Origin of the sequence: Thermobrachium celere DSM 8682 (genome assembly GCF_000430995.1) — a bacterium.
Taxonomy (GTDB): Bacteria; Bacillota; Clostridia; order Clostridiales; family Caloramatoraceae; genus Thermobrachium; species Thermobrachium celere.
Genome location: NZ_HF952018.1, coordinates 531,588 through 549,033 on the forward strand (window position 1 = coordinate 531,588; position 17,446 = coordinate 549,033).

18 protein-coding genes are annotated in these 17,446 nt (G+C 33.3%); 17 read left to right on the plus strand and 1 reads right to left on the minus strand.

Annotated features, from left to right (window positions below; translation table 11 throughout):
* Nucleotides 1-4 precede the first annotated feature (4 nt).
* Nucleotides 5-1,360: a PTS fructose transporter subunit IIC gene (locus tag TCEL_RS03090; protein ID WP_018661019.1), complete on the plus strand. Its 1,356-nt coding sequence runs from the start codon at nt 5-7 to the stop codon at nt 1,358-1,360.
* Between the two features lie 23 nt (nt 1,361-1,383).
* Here TCEL_RS03090 and TCEL_RS13145 read toward each other — a convergent pair whose 3' ends face one another.
* Complete coding sequence (locus tag TCEL_RS13145; RefSeq protein WP_018661021.1) at nt 1,384-1,539, minus strand: DUF1540 domain-containing protein; 156 nt, start codon at nt 1,537-1,539, stop codon at nt 1,384-1,386.
* 120 nt (nt 1,540-1,659) lie between these two features.
* On the opposite strand from TCEL_RS13145, the gene TCEL_RS03095 reads away from it, so the two are divergent.
* From TCEL_RS03095 to TCEL_RS03170, 16 genes are all read left to right on the plus strand, one after another.
* Nucleotides 1,660-2,358 (plus strand): L,D-transpeptidase family protein, encoded by a 699-nt coding sequence (locus TCEL_RS03095; RefSeq protein WP_018661026.1) that lies wholly within the window; start codon nt 1,660-1,662, stop codon nt 2,356-2,358.
* Between the two features lie 96 nt (nt 2,359-2,454).
* Nucleotides 2,455-3,297 carry a diadenylate cyclase CdaA gene (gene cdaA, locus TCEL_RS03100; protein WP_018661028.1) on the plus strand — a complete coding sequence of 281 codons (843 nt, stop codon included), beginning with the start codon at nt 2,455-2,457 and terminating at the stop codon, nt 3,295-3,297.
* Nucleotides 3,270-4,475, plus strand: coding sequence for a CdaR family protein (locus TCEL_RS03105; RefSeq protein ID WP_018661030.1), 1,206 nt, complete (start codon nt 3,270-3,272; stop codon nt 4,473-4,475). Before cdaA ends, TCEL_RS03105 begins: the two co-directional genes overlap by 28 nt.
* A gap of 15 nt (nt 4,476-4,490) precedes the next feature.
* Nucleotides 4,491-6,095: an NAD(P)/FAD-dependent oxidoreductase gene (locus TCEL_RS03110; protein ID WP_018661032.1), complete on the plus strand. Its 1,605-nt coding sequence runs from the start codon at nt 4,491-4,493 to the stop codon at nt 6,093-6,095.
* A 142-nt stretch (nt 6,096-6,237) separates the two neighbouring features.
* Nucleotides 6,238-7,320 (plus strand): butyrate kinase, encoded by a 1,083-nt coding sequence (gene buk, locus TCEL_RS03115; protein ID WP_018661034.1) that lies wholly within the window; start codon nt 6,238-6,240, stop codon nt 7,318-7,320.
* Complete coding sequence (gene ptb / locus TCEL_RS03120) at nt 7,317-8,219, plus strand: phosphate butyryltransferase (RefSeq protein ID WP_018661036.1); 903 nt, start codon at nt 7,317-7,319, stop codon at nt 8,217-8,219. Before buk (TCEL_RS03115) ends, ptb begins: the two co-directional genes overlap by 4 nt.
* Nucleotides 8,220-8,238: 19 nt before the next feature.
* Complete coding sequence (gene buk, locus TCEL_RS03125; RefSeq protein ID WP_018661038.1) at nt 8,239-9,306, plus strand: butyrate kinase; 1,068 nt, start codon at nt 8,239-8,241, stop codon at nt 9,304-9,306.
* Nucleotides 9,307-9,317: 11 nt separating this feature from the next.
* A complete protein-coding gene (locus tag TCEL_RS03130; protein ID WP_018661040.1) occupies nt 9,318-9,998 on the plus strand; it encodes a nucleotide-binding protein in 681 nt (226 codons plus the stop codon).
* 25 nt (nt 9,999-10,023) lie between these two features.
* A complete protein-coding gene (locus TCEL_RS03135; RefSeq protein WP_018661041.1) occupies nt 10,024-10,233 on the plus strand; it encodes a 4Fe-4S binding protein in 210 nt (69 codons plus the stop codon).
* Between the two features lie 23 nt (nt 10,234-10,256).
* On the plus strand, nt 10,257-11,327 hold the full coding sequence (locus tag TCEL_RS03140) for a 3-methyl-2-oxobutanoate dehydrogenase subunit VorB (protein ID WP_018661042.1): 1,071 nt from the start codon (nt 10,257-10,259) through the stop codon (nt 11,325-11,327).
* Nucleotides 11,327-12,079 (plus strand): thiamine pyrophosphate-dependent enzyme, encoded by a 753-nt coding sequence (locus tag TCEL_RS03145; RefSeq protein WP_018661044.1) that lies wholly within the window; start codon nt 11,327-11,329, stop codon nt 12,077-12,079. Before TCEL_RS03140 ends, TCEL_RS03145 begins: the two co-directional genes overlap by 1 nt.
* Nucleotide 12,080: 1 nt before the next feature.
* A complete protein-coding gene (locus TCEL_RS03150) occupies nt 12,081-12,611 on the plus strand; it encodes a 2-oxoacid:acceptor oxidoreductase family protein (protein ID WP_018661046.1) in 531 nt (176 codons plus the stop codon).
* Nucleotides 12,612-12,742: 131 nt separating this feature from the next.
* Nucleotides 12,743-13,774 (plus strand): ABC transporter substrate-binding protein, encoded by a 1,032-nt coding sequence (locus tag TCEL_RS03155; RefSeq protein WP_018661048.1) that lies wholly within the window; start codon nt 12,743-12,745, stop codon nt 13,772-13,774.
* A gap of 57 nt (nt 13,775-13,831) precedes the next feature.
* A complete protein-coding gene (locus tag TCEL_RS03160; protein ID WP_018661050.1) occupies nt 13,832-14,950 on the plus strand; it encodes an ABC transporter ATP-binding protein in 1,119 nt (372 codons plus the stop codon).
* Nucleotides 14,943-16,595, plus strand: a complete 1,653-nt coding sequence (locus TCEL_RS03165; RefSeq protein ID WP_018661052.1) for an ABC transporter permease — start codon at nt 14,943-14,945, stop codon at nt 16,593-16,595. The genes TCEL_RS03160 and TCEL_RS03165 overlap by 8 nt, the downstream gene beginning before the upstream one ends.
* Nucleotides 16,596-16,610: 15 nt before the next feature.
* Complete coding sequence (locus tag TCEL_RS03170; RefSeq protein ID WP_018661054.1) at nt 16,611-17,432, plus strand: Cof-type HAD-IIB family hydrolase; 822 nt, start codon at nt 16,611-16,613, stop codon at nt 17,430-17,432.
* The last annotated feature ends 14 nt before the right edge of the window (nt 17,433-17,446 follow it).

Genomic DNA, 17,446 nt, shown 5'->3' on the forward strand with positions numbered 1-17,446 from the left:
GTATATGAAACTTTTAGCAGTGACTTCATGTCCAACAGGTATTGCCCATACTTATATGGCTGCTGAAGCTTTGAAGATTGCAGCAAAAGAATTAGATGTTGATATTAAAATTGAAACAAGAGGTTCTGTAGGTGTTGAAAATGAAATAACACCAGAGGATGTTAAAGAAGCACATGCTGTTATTATTGCTGCAGATACAAAAATTGATAAAACAAAATTTAATGGACTTCCAATGATTGAGGTATCAGTAAAGGATGCTATTAAAGATGCAAAGGGTTTAATTGAATCAGCAATGAAGCTTGAAAAGAAAAATAATTATGTTGATAAGGTATTTGAGGCAAAACAAGAGGAGAAGAAAAAGATAACAGGTGCATATAAACATCTAATGACTGGTGTATCCTTTATGATTCCTTTCGTTGTAGCAGGTGGTATATTAATTGCTCTATCCTTTGCCTTTGGTATTAAAGCATTTGAACAAAAGGGAACACTTGCGGCAGCACTTATGGACATAGGTGGTGGAGGAGCATTTTCACTTATTGTTCCGATACTAGCAGGATATATAGCATATTCAATTGCTGATAGACCTGGTCTTGTTCCTGGTATGATAGGTGGTGTTCTTTCAAGCAAACTAGGTGCAGGTTTCTTAGGTGGTATTATTGCAGGTTTTGCTGCAGGATATGTAGTTGAATTTTTAAAGAAGACTATAAAATTACCAAAAACTATGGAAGGTTTAATGCCTGTTTTGGTTTTACCATTGTTATCAACTTTAATTGTTGGTTTGGGAATGATTTATGTAGTTGGTACTCCAGTTGCTTCTATAAATAAAGCAATGGAGGGATGGCTAAATAGTTTAAGTGGAGGAAGTGCAATAACCCTTGGAATAGTATTAGGACTTATGATGGCATTTGATATGGGTGGTCCGGTAAATAAAGCTGCATATACGTTTGCTGTAGGTACTATAGCATCAGGACAACCATCAACTGTTATGGCAGCAGTAATGGCAGCAGATATGGTACCACCACTTGGGGTATTCTTAGCAACAAGAATAGCAAAAAATAAGTTTACTAAAGAAGAAATAGAAGCAGGTAAAGCAGCATTTTTCCTAGGTATATCATTTATTACAGAGGGTGCAATACCATTTGCTGCAGCAGATCCATTAAGAGTTATACCTTCAATTATGTTGGGTTCAGCTGTAACTGGTGCATTATCAATGGCATTTAAATGTACACTTGCTGTACCACATGGAGGAATATTTGTTCTTCCAATACCAAATGCGGTTGGGGGCTTGTTATTATATACAGTTTCAATAATAGTAGGTACAATAGTATCAGGAGTTATGATTGCAACTTTAAAGAAATAAAAAGGGACCACATGGTCCCTTTTTTATTTACATTCAAAGCTTCCACAGTCAGTTGCTTCTTTATCCTTGGCTGGATTATGATGATTTACTATTTGAATTGCATTTAGTGTGCAATAGTTTTCATTTCCAGCATGATGTCTACAATCACGAACAGTACAAGCAATATTTCTATTAACCATAAGTTTCCCTCCTAAAAATTAAATTTTACACGATTATTTTGCACATTTAAAAAACAAAGTATTCATTAATTAAAGTTTAAAGTCATATTTTATAATTAAGTGATTAATTGGGGGGAGACGATGAAAAGGAGGTATATTGCACTTTTTATAATAATTTTAATGTGTATTGTTGTTGCAGTTGGTGGAACACTAATATTTGTAAGAAGCGACAGCGTGTTTAAAAAGGATAAAAATTCAAGTTCAAGGTATTATATTTTTGTTGATGTAACAATTAATAGATTGTATTTATATAAAGATAATGAACTCATAAAAACATATCCAATAGCATCAGGAAGACCAAATACGCCTTCACCAATTGGGGTGTGGAGGATAATAAGCAAAGACACATGGGGTGAAGGATTTGGCGGAAGATGGATGGGATTTAATGTACCATGGGGTAAATACGGTATACATGGTACTAGTGAGCCATGGTCAATAGGGCATGATGAGTCAGAAGGATGCATTAGAATGTTTAACAAAGATGTTAGAGAGCTTTATAAAATAGTTCCAATAGGCACAACAGTTAGAATATATGGTGGTCCATATGGACCTTTTGGAGAAGGTTTTAGAATTTTAAGACCAGGAGATAGAGGAGCAGATGTATACGAAGTTCAAAGGCTTTTAAAGGAAAAGGGTTATTTTAAAGGATATGTAAATGGAATTTATGGTGAGGATATGAAACAAGCTGTTTTTAATTTTCAAAGAAAAAATGGTTTGAGAATAAGTAATGAAATTGGATATAGTTTTTATGAAAAATTAGGTATAAAACTAATGGATTAATGGGCATGCTTTTTTATGCATGCCTAAATTAATTGTTCACATAGGAAAATTTTATATTATAATTAGAATATAAATACTTTTAAGGGGTTGGCTGCTATGTTTGATATTAATAGTATGATATCAATCTTAAAACATTTAACAGTTCTTAATGTTATAGACATTACAATAGTTGCCTATATTTTTTATAAACTTTTTATACTGATTAGAAAGACAAGAGCTGAACAGCTAGTTAAGGGACTTGTACTTATTCTGCTTGTAATGAAAATAAGTGAAATATTAGGACTTATAACACTTCATTGGCTTATACAAAATACATTGACTGTTGGTTTAATTGCACTTATCATAATATTTCAACCTGAACTTAGAAAGGCATTAGAGCATCTTGGAAGAAGTAAGATATTAAATAGGAGATTATTTGATAGTGATGAAGAGGTTGAGAAGGTTGTAAATGAAATTGTAATTGCTGCAGATAATCTTTCAAAAAATAGAACAGGTGCACTTATTATAATAGAGCAGGATACAGGTTTAAATGATTATGTAGAGAGCGGTACAGTTATAGATGGAATAGTATCCTCACAACTTCTTGAAAACATTTTTGTAGAAAATACTCCTCTGCACGATGGTGCTGTTATTATAAGAAAGGATAGAATAGTTGCTGCATCATGTGTTTTGCCTCTTACAGAACAGTTTGTATCAAAGGAGCTTGGAACAAGGCATAGAGCAGCAATTGGTATAACAGAGACATGCGATGCTATAGCAGTTGTTGTTTCAGAAGAAACAGGAACAATATCTATATCTATAAATGGTAAGCTTGTTAGGGGATATAATGCTGAGAGGTTGAAGAAGGTATTATATGGAATACTGAAAAAGAACATAGAGATAGATAATACATTTTTTAAGAGGGTGAAAGAATGGCTAACAAAGATAAACAACAAATAATGGCAATAGTACTTTCAGTATTTATTGCCTTTATACTTTGGCTTTATGTGATGGGGGAGAAAAATCCAGTTCAAATAAGAACAATAGAGGATATTCCTGTTACTTTATACAATGTTGAAAATGTAAAAAATTCAAATCTAGTTATGCTTCCAAATCAAAACTTCACAATTAATTTAACAATAAAAGGTAGAGCCCTTGATGTTTTTAAAGTTACTAAAGAGGACTTTAAAGTAGAAGCTGACATGAGTGGTTATTTAAAAAGGGGAGATAACAATATACCTGTTGAAATAAAGAAAAAACCTCAAGGGGTGGAAATTGTAACTGATGGAATATATCCTTATATAAGGGTAAAACTTGATAATCTAGTGGCAAAATCTTATCCTGTAAATATAAATATTACAGGTATACCAAAAGAGGGATATGATACATTAGAGCCAGTTGTTAGGCCTTCTGAAATTATTGTAATTGGACCTGAAGAATACATAAACAAGGTAAGCTATGTTGAAGGTCAAGTGGATGTTACAGGAGCATTTTCAGATATAAGCAATTCAATAATTGTCAAGGCCTACGATAGAGAAAGAAAGCAGGTTTCTAATGTAGAAACTGATCCTAAATATGTAGACGTTTTAGTCAGCGTAAAGCCTACAAAGGAAGTACCTATAAACGTTATTACAAAAAATACACTTCCTAAGGGTAAGGTTATAAAGTCTATAAATCTATCACAACCTAAGGTATATATTTTAGGAGATGTAAATGTTATAAATAAAATTAAAGAAATTGAAACAAAACCTATAGATTTGCAACAGATAGGACAAAGCACATCCCTACAAGTAGAACTTAATTTGCCTAAGGGAGTATATGTAAAAAGCAAAGATAAAAGTATACAGGTGGATTTAGTTGTAGAAAATATCATACAAAGGGAGATAAAAATTCCTGTACTTATGAAAAATCAAGTTGATACATATAGCTATACACTTTCACAAAACGAAGTTACATTGACTGTTAGAGGAAGTGAAAGCCAAGTAAATGCACTAGATGAAAAACAACTATCCTACGAATTAGATGTTTCACAATATGATGAGGGTGAACATACTGTTCCAATAAAGATAACAAAAATATCAAATATAGATGTGATTGATATTAATCCAACAAGTATAAAACTAAGAGTAAACAAATGATAATGGAGGGTGTATATGACAGTAAGAGTTAATAATATAAGAATTTCGCTAGATGACAGCATAGATAAGGTTATGGATATTGCTTGTAAAATGGCTAAGGTACATAAAGATGACATTTGGGATTATAAAATATTAAAGGAATCTATTGATGCAAGGCGTAAAAATAAAATTGATTTTGTTTATCAAGTTGAGTTTAAGTGTAATAATGAATCAAAAGTTGTAGCAAGAGCAAACAGTAAAGATGTTTTACTTGATCAAACTATGCTTGATGATAATTTTGATTTTGGAAGTCAGAAGTTAGAAAAAAGACCAATAATAGTTGGGACAGGACCGGCAGGGTTATTTGCCGGTCTTATTTTGGCAAAAAACGGTTACAAACCACTTATATTGGAAAGAGGATCAAGTGTTGAAAAAAGAACCAAAGACATACAAAATTTTTGGAATACAGGAGAGTTAAATTTAGAGAGTAATGTACAGTTTGGTGAAGGTGGTGCTGGAACATTTTCAGATGGAAAGCTAACCACAAGAATAAAAGATACAAGAATAACATATGTACTTGAGGAGTTTGTAGAGGCTGGTGCACCAAAGGAAATAATGTATTCAGGCAAACCACATATTGGAACTGATATACTACAGACAGTTGTAAAAAACATTAGAGAGAAAATTAAGGCACTAGGTGGAGATGTAAAGTTTGATTCAAAGGTTACGGATATTATAGTAAAGGATGGACACATAAAGGGTGTAATTGTTAATAATGAATATGAAATATATTCAGATGTTGTTGTGTTTGCAATAGGACATAGTGCAAGGGATACCTATGAGATGCTTTTAAAAAGAGGGGTAGAGTTTGAACAAAAACCATTTGCTATAGGAGTTAGAATTGAACATCTACAGAAGATGATAGATGAAAATCAATATGGCAAATTTGCAAACCATCCAAAGTTAAGAGCGGCAGACTATAGATTAACTTATACAAGCAAAAACTATGGAAGACCTTGCTATAGTTTTTGTATGTGCCCTGGTGGACTTGTCGTTGCTGCAGCTTCAGAGGAAAAAAGGCTTGTTACAAATGGAATGAGTGAGTATAGAAGAGATAGAGAAAATGCCAATAGTGCTATAGTTGTTGGAGTAGGACCAAATGACTTTGCAAGTTCTCATCCACTTGCAGGTATGGAGTTTCAAAGACATTATGAAGAGTTGGCATATAAAGTAGGTGGAGGAGGGTATATTGCACCTGTTCAGCTTGTTGGAGACTTTTTAAAGGATGAAGTTTCAAAGAAAATAGGAAAGGTAAAACCAAGCTATACAAGAGGATATAACTTTGCAAATTTAAAGGACTGCTTACCAAATTATGTTATAAACGTATTAAAAGAGGCTTTAGTTGATTTCGACAGAAAAATTAAAGGATTTGCAAGTTTTGATGCAGTTTTAACAGGAATTGAAACTAGAACTTCAGCACCTGTTAGAATTATAAGGACAGAAACCTTCGAATCAAGCACAATTAAGGGGCTTTATCCATCAGGAGAAGGCGCTGGTTATGCTGGAGGAATAATGTCTGCAGCAGTTGACGGAATTAAAACAGCAGAGAAAATAATGCAAAAGTATGCACCAATAGAGTGAAATATATTTTGCAAATTATTAAATAAACATAATAATTTATAAATATTTTTGTTGCATTTATGTACCATTATACATTAAAATAAGAATAGAGAAAGTTTTTAGAAAATTAAATAACATATTTATTCATAGGGGTGGAGATTTTATGAGGGGACTAATTCTTGCAATAAATCCAGGGTCAACATCAACAAAAATTGCAGTATTTGAAAAAGACGTGAAGGTTAAACAGACAAATATTACTCATGATGCAACAGAACTTGCAAAATATGAAAGGATTGCAGATCAGTTTGAATTTAGAAAACAACAAATTATTACATATTTAAACCAAGAGGGGATAGACATTAGAGAATTTGACTGCATTGTAGGACGTGGTGGACTATTAAGACCAATGCCATCAGGTACATATAAGGTAACGGAAAAGATGATAGAGGACTTAAAAATTGGCTATCAAGGGGAACATGCATCAAATTTAGGGGGAATAATTGCAAAATCAATAGCAGATGAAATAGGAAAAGAGGCCTACATTGTTGACCCTGTGGCTGTTGATGAGTTTGAAGATATAGCTAGAATCTCAGGTATACCAGAGATACAAAGAAGATCACTTGTGCATGCACTAAATATCAAAGCAGTATCAAGAAGGGTTGCTAAGCAGCTTGGCAAAAAACTTGAGGATTGCAATTTCATAGTAGCTCATTTAGGTGGGGGGATTTCAGTTGCACCTTTAAAAAGGGGTAGAATAGTTGATGTAAACAATGCAAATGAAAGTGGTCCATTCTCACCAGAAAGATGTGGGCAGGTACCTGTAGGAGACCTAGTAAAACTTGCTTTTTCAGGAAAATATACATATAAAGAGCTTAAAAAGAAGATGGTAGGTCAAGCAGGGCTTGTTGGTTATCTTGGTACAAATGATGCTAGAGTTGTAGAAGAGATGATTAAAAACGGCGATGAAAAGGCAAAACTAATATTTGAAGCAATGTGCTATCAAATTGGTAAAGAAATAGGTGCGGTTAGTACGGTGTTGTTTGGGGATGTTGATAGAATAATTTTAACTGGAGGTCTTGCTTATTCAGAAAGACTTGTAAACTATGTAACAGATATGGTTAAGTTTATTGCGGATGTGGTTGTAGTGCCAGGAGAAGATGAAATGCAGGCACTAGCAGAGGGGGCCTATAGAGTTCTAATTGGAGAAGAAAAGGCTAAAATTTATGAGGAAGAGGTGAAAATATGATTAGAACATTTGAAGAAATTTTAAACAAAGTAAAATGTGGTGAGAGAAAGAAGATAGCAGTTGCAGTAGCACAAGATGAACCAGTTTTAGAAGCAGTTAGAGATGCAAAGGCTATGGGGCTTGCTGATGCTGTATTAGTTGGTGATAGGGAAAAGATCGAAGAGATTGCAAAAACATTAGGAATTAACTTAGATGAATTTGAAGTGATAGATGAAAAGGATAATGCAAAGGCAGCAATGAAGGCTGTTGAGCTTGTATCAACAAAGAAGGCAGATATGCTTATGAAGGGACTTATAGATACAGCAACCTTCTTAAGAGCAGTTCTTGATAAAGAAAAGGGATTAAGAACAGGAAGAGTATTATCACATGTTGCTGTTTTTGAAGTTCCAGCACTTCAAAGAATTCTACTTGTGACAGATGCTGCTATGAATATAGCACCAGATTTAAATACTAAGAAACAAATACTAGAAAATGCTGTAAAGGTTGCTCATGCTATTGGAATTGAAGTTCCAAAGGTTGCACCAGTATGTGCAGTTGAAGTAGTAAATCCAGATATGCAGCCAACACTTGATGCAGCAGCACTATCAAAGATGAATGATAGAGGACAAATAAAGGGTTGTATTGTTGATGGCCCACTAGCAATAGACAATGCTCTATCAGAAGAGGCAGCAAAACATAAGGGAATAAAGAGCCCAGTTGCAGGTAATGCAGATATCATACTTGTTCCAAATATCGAAACAGGAAACGTTATGTATAAGACTTTAACATATACAGCAAATGCGAAAAACGGAGGAATACTTGTTGGAGCAGCAGCACCAGTAATATTAACTTCAAGAGCTGATAGCAATGAAAGCAAGCTCTATTCAATAGCTCTTGCGTGCCTTGTTGCATGCCTATAATTTAAAAGGAGGATGTAACATGAATAGAATGCTAATTATAAATCCAGGTTCTACATCAACTAAAATAGCAGTTTACGATGATTTAAACCCAGTATTTGTAGAGACACTAAGACATTCAGCAGAAGAGCTTGCACCTTATGCAACAATATTTGATCAATATGAATTTAGAAAGAATGTTATTATAAAGGCTGTTGAAGATAAGGGAATAGATTTAAGTACATTAAATGCAGTAGTTGGACGTGGTGGATTATTAAAACCAATTGAAGGTGGTACATATTCAGTAAATGAAAAGATGCTTGAGGATTTAAAAATAGGTGTACAAGGGCAACATGCTTCTAATTTAGGTGGAGTAATAGCTTATGAAATAGCAAAGAAGTATAACATACCTTCTTTTATTGTAGACCCTGTTGTAGTTGATGAAATGCAGGATGTTGCAAGAATATCAGGTATGCCAGAAATTGAGAGAAAGAGCATATTCCACGCATTAAATCAAAAGGCTGTTGCTAAAAGATATGCAAAAGAAAAGGGAGTAAAATACGAAGACCTAAATCTTATAGTTGCACATATGGGTGGTGGAATTTCAGTAGGTGCTCACAAAAAAGGAAGAGTTGTTGATGTAAACAACGCACTTGATGGTGAAGGACCTTTCTCACCAGAAAGATCAGGAGGACTTCCAGTAGGAGACCTTGTTAAGATGTGCTTCTCAGGAAAATACACACAAGATGAAATAAAAAAGAAAATTACAGGCAAAGGTGGACTTGTTGCTTATCTTGGTACAAATGATGGAAGAGAAGTAAAGAAGATGATGGATGAAGGTAACAAGGAAGCAGAACTTATATATAAGGCTATGGCATATCAAGTATCAAAGGAAATTGGTAGCTGTGCAGCAGTTTTAAAGGGTGAGGTAGATGCAATTATACTAACTGGAGGTCTTGCTTACGGAGAAGAATATGTAAGCTGGATAAAAGAAAGAATAAGCTTCATTGCACCTGTTGTTGTGTATCCAGGTGAAGATGAAATGCTTGCACTTGCTGAAGGTGGACTTAGAGTTTTAAAGGGAGAAGAAACAGCTAAGGAATATAAATAGGATGTGATTAAATGGAGTCAAGAATAAGAATATTTACAGGACATTTTGGAAGTGGCAAAACAGAAATCTCTATAAATTATGCTATAAAATTAAGGGATGAAGGGAAAAAGGTATGTATAGCAGACCTTGATATAGTAAATCCATACTTTTGTACAAGGGATGAAAAGGAATACCTTGAGAGCTTAGGAATAAGAGTTATAGCAACACCAAAAGAGATGGCAAATGCAGAACTAGGTACAATTCCACTTGAAACATTAGCAGTATTTAACGACAAAAGCTATGATGTAGTTCTTGATGTTGGTGGTGATGACCAAGGGGCTGTTGCCCTTGGTCAATATAACAGATATTTCAAAATGGAAGACTACGATATGTATTTTGTTATAAATACTACACGTCCCTTTACAAAGGATGTAGAAGGAATATTGGAATATATAAGAGATATAGAGGCAGCATCAAGATTAAAGGTTAAATATCTTGTTAATAATTCAAATTTATCCTATGAAACAACAATAGATGATATACTAAATGGACAAAAGATTGTTGAGGAAGTTTCAAGAATAACAAATATACCAATAAAATTTACAGCAGTAAGGGAAGACTTGGTTGAAGAAGTAAAGGATAAAATACAAAATGAGATTTTCCCAATCAAGATATTTATGCTCCCTCCATGGAGAAAGTATCTTGATGAATAAATAATAAATTTTTAGGAGGTAGACTATGGGAAAGGTAACTTTTAGAGAAGAAAGATGCAAAGGCTGTGGACTTTGTATCGAAGTTTGCCCAGTAAAAATAATTGAATTTGATGAAAAGTTAAACACAAAGGGTTATCACCCAGCAACTGTAAAGGGTGATAATATGCAAAAATGTATTGCTTGTGCATCATGTGCAAGAATATGTCCTGACGTTGTTATAAAGGTTGAAAAATAAAGGGATTAAGGAGGTAAGCTTAGATGGCTCAAAAGGTTTTAATGAAGGGAAATGAAGCAATTGGTGAAGCTGCCATTCATGCTGGATGCCAATGTTTCTTTGGATATCCAATAACACCACAAACTGAAGTTGCAGCTTACATGTCAAGAAGAATGCCAAAGGTAGGAAGAGTTTTCCTACAAGCAGAAAGTGAAGTAGCAGCAATAAACATGGTTTATGGTGCTGCAGGTGCAGGAGTTAGAGTAATGACTTCTTCATCAAGCCCAGGTATAAGCTTAAAGGCAGAAGGAATTTCATATATAGCAGGTGCAGAACTTCCATGTGTTATTTTAAACATTGTTCGTGGAGGTCCAGGACTTGGAGGTATTCAACCAGCACAATCAGACTATTTCCAAGCAACTAAGGGTGGAGGACATGGAGACTATAAATTAGTAGTTCTTGCTCCATCATCAGTTCAAGAAATGGTTGACTTTGTTCAAGATGCCTTTGATATTGCAGACAAGTACAGAACACCAGTTATGATAATGGGAGACGGTATGCTTGGACAAATGATGGAACCAGTTGAATTTAAGGAAAGACCAAAGAAGGAACTTCCAGAAAAGACTTGGGCAGCAAATGGACTAAGAGGAAGAGAAAAGCATAATGTAATCAACTCTCTATTCCTAAAGCCAGAAGAACTTGAAGCACACAACAACAAACTTCAAGAAAAGTATAGAGAAATTGAAAAGAATGAAGTAAGATACGAACTTTACAATTGTGATGAAGAAATGGACCTTGTTATAGTATCATATGGTACATTAGCAAGAATATGTAAGAATGCTATTAAGATGTTAAAGAAGGAAGGAATTAATGTTGGTTTAATAAGGCCAATAACTCTATGGCCATATCCAGTAGAAGCATTTGATAAGGTTGTAGATAAGACTAAACATGGATTTATTTCAGTAGAAATGAGCTGTGGACAAATGGTAGAAGACGTACAACTTGCTGTAAATGGTAGAAAGCCAGTTCACTTCTATGGAAGAAGTGGAGGTATGGTTCCAACTCCAGCTGAAATTGCAAACAAGATAAAGGGAATTGTAGGAGGTGCTAAATAATGACAGTAGTATTTGATAGACCAAAGGCACTACTTGATGTGCCAACTCACTATTGTCCAGGATGTACACATGGTGTTATCCATAGATTAGTAGCAGAAGTAATTGATGAACTTGGAATACTTGATAAAACAATAGGTGTTGCTCCTGTTGGATGTTCAGTTCTTGCATATGATTATTTTGCATGCGACATGTATGAAGCTGCACACGGTAGAGCACCAGCAGTTGCAACAGGAATTAAAAGAGCAGTTCCGGACAGCGTTGTATTTACATATCAAGGAGATGGAGACCTTGCTGCTATAGGTACAGCTGAAATTATTCATGCTGCTGCAAGAGGAGAAAAGATTACAACAATATTCGTTAACAATGCTATATACGGTATGACTGGAGGACAAATGGCACCTACTACACTTCCTGGTCAAGTTACTGAAACTTCACCATATGGAAGAGATGTTAAAACAGCAGGATACCCAATTAGAGTTGCAGAAATGATTTCAACATTAGATGGTGCTGTTTATGTTGAAAGAGTATCAGTTGACAGCGTTCCAAATATAATTAAAGCTAAGAAGGCAATCAAGAAGGCATTTGAAATACAACTTCAAGGATTAGGTTTCTCCCTTGTAGAAGTATTATCAATATGCCCAACTAACTGGGGTCTATCACCAAATGAATCAGTTAAGTGGCTAAGAGACAACATGATTCCATACTATCCACTTGGAGTTAAGAAGGATGCAACTACAGGGGAGGTGAAGTAATATGGCAAATCAAGAAATCATATTTGCAGGATTTGGAGGACAAGGAATTCTTTCAATGGGTAAGTTCCTAGCTTATGCTGGACTTGAAGAAAACCTAAATGTTTCATGGTTCCCATCATATGGACCTGAAATGCGTGGAGGTACTTCAAACTGCTCAGTAATTTTATCAGATGAACCAATAGGATCACCACTTGTTGTTGATGCAACAACAGTAGTTGTAATGAATAGACCATCACTTGACAAGTTTGAAAGCCATGTTGTTAAGGGTGGATTATTGATAATAGATAGTGACCTTGTAAATAGAGAACCAGAAAGAACAGATATAGAAATTATAAAGATACCAGCTCAAAGAATAGCTGAAGAAGTTGGTTCAAAGAAGATTGCTAACATGGTTCTACTTGGAGCACTTGTTGAAAAGACAAAGATAGTAAAGATGGAATCACTTCTAAAGGCTCTAAAGGAACACGGAAAAGAGCAATTCTATGAACTAAATAAGAAGGCCCTTGAAAGAGGAGCTGAGTTTGGAAGATAATAAAGGAGGCTGCAGAATGCAGCCTCCTTTAATTTGGTCAAAATTTTGGATATTTATATAATTATTTGGATTGTTCAGAATATTCATTCTTGTTAATATTAAATTAAGAAAAAATGAAGGGGGAATTGAAGGTGAAAAAAATTTTAAGTTTAGCTTTAAGTTCATTGATGATGTTATCTTTGGCATCATGTACAAATTCAAAGACACAAACAACAAATAGCACAAATAATGATTCCAAGAAAGTAGTAATTTATTGTCCACATCCAGTAGAATTCATCAATCCTATAGTTGCAGAGTTTGAAAAGAGTACAGGTATTACGGCAGAAGTTGTTACAGCAGGAACGGGAGAACTTTTAAAAAGAATTGAAGCAGAAAAGGATAATCCATTAGGAGATGTATTATGGGGTGGTTCATTATCAACTGTAAAGCCTAAGATGGATTTATTCCAGGAATATAAGAGTAAAAATGAGGATTCAGTATTAGATGATTGCAAAAATACAGAGGGTATGATTACAAGATTTACAATGATTCCAAGTGTTATTATGGTAAATAAGAACTTAATAGGTAATATAAAAATTGAAGGATACAAAGATTTACTAAATCCTGCATTAAAGGGAAAGATCGCATTTGCTGATCCTTCAAAATCATCTTCATCCTTTGAACATCTTGTAAATATGCTATATGCAATGGGACAAGGTGATCCAAATAAGGGATGGGAATATGTTGGACAACTTTGTAAGAACTTAGATGGCAAACTTTTAAGTGGCTCATCAGCAGTATATAAGGGTGTTGCGGATGGTGAATATACTGTAGGGCTTACATTTGAAGAAGCAGCAGCAAAGTATGTTAAAGATGGTGCTCCTGTTGAAATTATCTACATGAAGGAAGGAGTTATTGCAAAACCTGATACAGTTCAAATAATTAAAGGAGCAAAGAATTTAGAAAATGCTAAGAAATTTATAGATTTTGTAACTAGTAAAGAAGCTCAAACTTTAATTGCAAATCAGTTATGTAGACGTTCAGTAAGAAAGGATGTTCCAGCAGCTTCAGGACTTAAGGCACTAAATGAAATGAATCTAATTAAGGACGATGAGGCAACTGTGAATAAGAGCAAACAAGAATGGCTAGATAAGTTTAAGGAAATATTTACAAGCAGTAAATAATAAAGATTGAGGCCTGCGACGTTTGTTGTAGGCCTAATTGTTAAGGGGGGAATATATATGAGCGTAGCTATTATAATTGAAAATGTTGTTAAAAGATATGAAAAAACGACTGTTATACCTAATTTGTCCTTACAAATAAAAAATGGTGAATTCTTTACTCTACTTGGTCCATCAGGATGTGGAAAAACAACATTATTAAGGATGATTGCAGGTTTTAATAGCATTGATGGAGGCTGTATAAAATTTGATGATAAAGTTATCAATGAAATACCTGCGTATAAAAGAAATATAGGTATGGTATTTCAAAATTATGCAATTTTTCCTCATCTTACAGTAAAAGAAAATGTTGAATATGGATTGAAGCTTAGAAAAGTGCCTAAATCTGAAAGTGATAGAAGAGTAGAAGAAATATTAAAAACAGTTAAAATGTATGATTATAAAGACAGGCTTCCTGATAAATTATCTGGTGGTCAGCAACAGAGAGTTGCTCTTGCACGTGCAATAGTAATACGTCCCAATGTTCTTTTAATGGATGAGCCTCTATCTAATCTTGATGCAAAGCTTAGAATAGAGATGAGAAGTGTTATAAGGGACATTCAAAAACAAATAGGAATAACAACAGTTTATGTAACGCATGATCAAGAGGAGGCACTTGCTATTTCAGATAGAATTGCTGTAATGAAGGATGGGGTTGTTCAACAAGTAGGAACACCATGTCAAATATATAAAAGGCCAACTAATATATTTGTTGCAACCTTCATAGGAAGTTCAAATTTAATTAAAGCTAAAATAAATATAGAAAATGGTGAAAGATATGTGGTATTTAATAAGGACTATAGAATAAAAATGAATAATTTGAGCAGTAATGTAAAAGATGGACAGGATGTTATTGTTTCAATAAGACCAGAGGAACTAAAAATTGCAAATAAGGGACTTAAAGTAAAGATTTTAAAGGGAACATTTTTTGGTAAGTTTATAAATTATGAATTTACATTAATTGATGATAATGTTTTTGGAGAAAACAAGGTATGTGAATTTGTTCAGGATATATCAGACACAAATAAATTTTTAAGAGAAAATGATATTATCTATTTAGAACCAGATTTATCAAGGATAAACGTATTTAATGAAGATGGTAGCATTAATTTGATAGAGGATGTGATTTTATATGAATAAAAGATTCAAATTTGATTTTTGGACAATAGTTACTTTGACTATTTTAGGCATTTTTTTATTGTTTTTGGTGTATCCTTTAACTACACTTTTTATTGATGCTTTTAAGGAACCTTTAACTTCTAAATTTACCTTGGCAAACTTTCAAAAGTTCTTTAGTAAAAAATACTATTATCAAGCATTAATAAACAGTATTGTTTCTGCAACAAGTGTTACACTATTATCAATTATAATCGGACTTCCAATTGCATATTTGATGACAGCATATAAGATAAAGGGAAAGAGATTGCTTGAAGTTTTAATAATTATATCCATGCTTTCACCACCTTTTATAGGTGCATATTCTTGGGTTTTATTATGTGGTAGAAGCGGGGTTATTACTAAATTTTTTAAGCACAATTTCAATTTAAATATTCCTACTATTTATGGATATGTAGGTATATTACTAGTTCTAACTTTAAAATTATATCCCTTTATATATTTGTATGTATCTGGTGCATTAAAGAAAATAGATTCATCCTTAATTGAAGCAGCAGAAAGTCTAGGCTCAAAACCATCAAGAAAATTAGCTTTTGTTATTATTCCTTTAATTTTACCAACTTTACTTGCAGGAGCTCTTTTAGTTTTTATGAATGCAATAGCAGATTTTGGTACACCCGTTTTAATAGGAGAAGGATATAATGTTATGCCAACATTAATCTATTCTGAGTTTATAAGTGAAGTTGGTGGTCAGGCAAACTTTGCTGCTGCAATGGCAACAGTTATGGTATTTTTAACTTCAATTATGTTTTTAATTCAAAGGTATATAATAAACAAAAAATCTTATGTTATGAGTTCACTTAGGCCAATACAAATAGGTGAGCTAAAGGGAATATCAAACTATTTAGCGCATATATTTATATATTTAGTAGTAATATTATCAATAATTCCTCAACTTACAGTAATATATACTTCATTTTTAAATACAAGAGGAGCTATGTTTTTACATGAATTCTCTTTAAAGAGTTATAGAACTGTGTTTAGTAGACTAGGTAAATCTATTACTAATACTTATGTGTATGGGTTTATAGCTATAATTATAATCATTCTTATTGGAATGCTAACTGCATATATCTCAACTAGAAGAAGAAGTACTTTGACAACAGTTATAGATACAGTAACAATGTTTCCATATATAATTCCTGGGTCAGTACTTGGAATTACTCTTCTGCTTGCATTTAATAAAGGATATATCATATTAAGTGGTACAGCTACTATTATGATAATGGCATTTGTTATCAGAAGATTACCATATACACTAAGATCTAGTGCAGCAATACTATATCAAATAAGTCCAAGTATTGAAGAGGCGTCTATTAGCCTTGGTTGTTCACCGGTTAAGACCTTCTTTAAGGTGACTTCAAAGATGATGCTTCCTGGAGTGTTGTCTGGGGCGATTTTAAGCTGGATTACAGTAATAAATGAATTAAGTGCATCGGTTATACTTTATACATCTAATACAAGAACAATGTCTGTAACTATATATACTGAAGTTGTTAGGGCAAGCTATGGTACAGCAGCCGCACTTTCAACAATATTAACAGTAACCACAATTATATCATTATTGATATTCTTTAAGCTAACTGGAAGCAAAAATATTAGTATATAGTTGGGAGGACAGATAATGAATTTTAATGGCATATTAGTTGTTTCAGATTTAGATGGTACACTTATGGATTCAAGTAAAAATATATCAAAGAAAAATATTGATACATTAAGGTATTTTGTTAACAATGGAGGCCTATTTACTGTTGCAACAGGACGAACAGAATTAAATATAAGACCATTTATTAGAGATTTACCAATAAATTGTCCTGCTATTTTATATAATGGTGCTGCAATTTATGATTTTAAAAAAGAAAAATTTATAAAGCATGCCTGTTTGGATAATAGTATTTTAGCTCATGCTATAAGAGATGTACTTTATGAATATAATGAGATATGTGTTCAGATTTTTACAGTTGGAAAGATGTATATAGTTTCAGGAACAAGATACATTGATCCATATGTTATACACGAAAAACAGCCCTATGAACTTGCAGATGTGTTAGATATTATAAATGAAAAATGGCTTAAAGTAATTTTAAATGGAAAAAATGATAAGCTTAAAGGTATATTGAAAAAAATTGAAAGTATTATTCCAAAAAACAAGTTTAATTGTATGTTTTCTACTGATGAATATCTTGAAATTTTACCATTTGGAGTATCAAAAGGAAGTGCATTGAGGGAACTAATTAAATTAATAGGTGTTAATGAAAATAAAGTTGTTGCAATTGGAGATTATTGTAATGATATTGAAATGATAAAGGTAGCATACCTTGGAGTTGCGACTGCAAATGCTCATAATGATTTAAAAAAAGCAGCAAAATGCATTACTGTAAGCAATGACAATAGTGCTGTTGCTACACTAATAAATGAAGTTATACCAGAATTTATAAGTGTATAAAAAAGGCTGTATAG